Here is a 1180-nt window from a genome sequence, read left to right as displayed (position 1 = left end):
CCGTTCACCGAGGAGACCGCCCGCGTCAAGACCCAGAGTGCCGAGGACGCCTGGAACACGCGCGACCCCGACCGCGTCGCGCTCGCGTACACGGAGGACTCGGTCTGGCGCAACCGCGACGAGTTCGTGACCGGCCGCGACCAGATCAGGGAGTTCCTGCGCCGCAAGTGGGAGAGGGAGCTGGACTACGCCCTGCGCAAGCAGCTGTGGGCGGTGCTGGGCAACCGCATCGCGGTCCGCTTCCAGTACGAGTCCCACGACGCCTCCGGCCAGTGGTGGCGCAGCTACGGCAACGAGCTGTGGGAGTTCGACGAGGCGGGGCTGATGCGGCGCAGGGAGGCGAGCATCAACGACGTACGCATCGACGCCTCCGAGCGCCGCATCTTCGGCCCCCGCAGCGAGGCGGAACACGGCGTGGACGTGCTGCCCCTCCGGTGATCAGCCGGTGAAAGCGGCGCGCCGGTCGTGAGCCCAGGCGGCGAAGGTGCGCAACCCTCGCTGAGAAGCCCCCGTCAGGTGCGGATCCACCGGGGATCGTCGTACGCGCGGCCGCAGCCGTCATCGGACACGTAGTCGGGGGCCGTGCCGAGCACGATGTCGCCCCGCACCTCCAGGTAGCGGATCAGGCCCGCCGCCACCGGCAGCACGGTGTCGGCCCCGCGGTCCGGCAGGTGCGCTTCGAGCAGCGCCACCACCTCTTCCAGGCCGAACTGCGCGGGCAGCAACTCGGCCATGTCCTTGAGGAACTCCTCGGTGACGCGCGCCCGCACGGTGACCGTCTTCGTCCGGCCGGAGCCGTCACAGGTCTGGCATCCGCCCGTGTCGCGCGGGTTCGGGGAGATCTGCCCCGATCCCAGGCACGTGGGGCACTGGCCGGATTCGGCCGCGTGCACGGTGGCGGCGTCCCGGTCGGCGAGGGGGAGCTCGCAGGTGCAGGTGAAGGAGTTGTAGGTGCCTTCGACGAAGTCGTCGAAGCCGACGTCTTCTGGAGCGTCGACCCATCGGATGGTGATGACGTGCTCGGTCATGGAGACCTCTTGCGCCCTCGGGTTCTCGCCGATAACGGCCCGGCACGAAAGGGTAACCGTCCGTGACCTCCCGTGACAGGGGTTCGCGCAGATCAGGGCCCGTGGGCCGCAGGTCGGGGTGACTTCCTTGCAGTTGACCTTGGGGGGGATGC

General features: G+C 69.9%; 2 protein-coding genes. One reads left to right on the top strand and one right to left on the bottom strand.

Going from position 1 to position 1180, the window contains the following annotated elements; genetic code table 11:
- Positions 1-438: nuclear transport factor 2 family protein (locus ITP53_RS55405; protein WP_195903498.1), on the top strand; the 438-nt coding region annotated here is incomplete at its 5' end.
- 74 nt (positions 439-512) lie between these two features.
- On the opposite strand, the gene ITP53_RS55400 is transcribed toward ITP53_RS55405, so the two are convergent.
- Positions 513-1028 (bottom strand): hypothetical protein, encoded by a 516-nt coding sequence (locus ITP53_RS55400; protein ID WP_195903497.1) that lies wholly within the window; start codon positions 1026-1028, stop codon positions 513-515.
- Positions 1029-1180 lie beyond the last annotated feature (152 nt).

The organism is Nonomuraea cypriaca (assembly GCF_015645445.1).
In the GTDB taxonomy this organism is placed as follows: Bacteria; Actinomycetota; Actinomycetes; order Streptosporangiales; family Streptosporangiaceae; genus Nonomuraea; species Nonomuraea cypriaca.
Note: the sequence above shows the minus strand (reverse complement) of the source record. Positions and strands in the feature narration are given on the sequence as shown.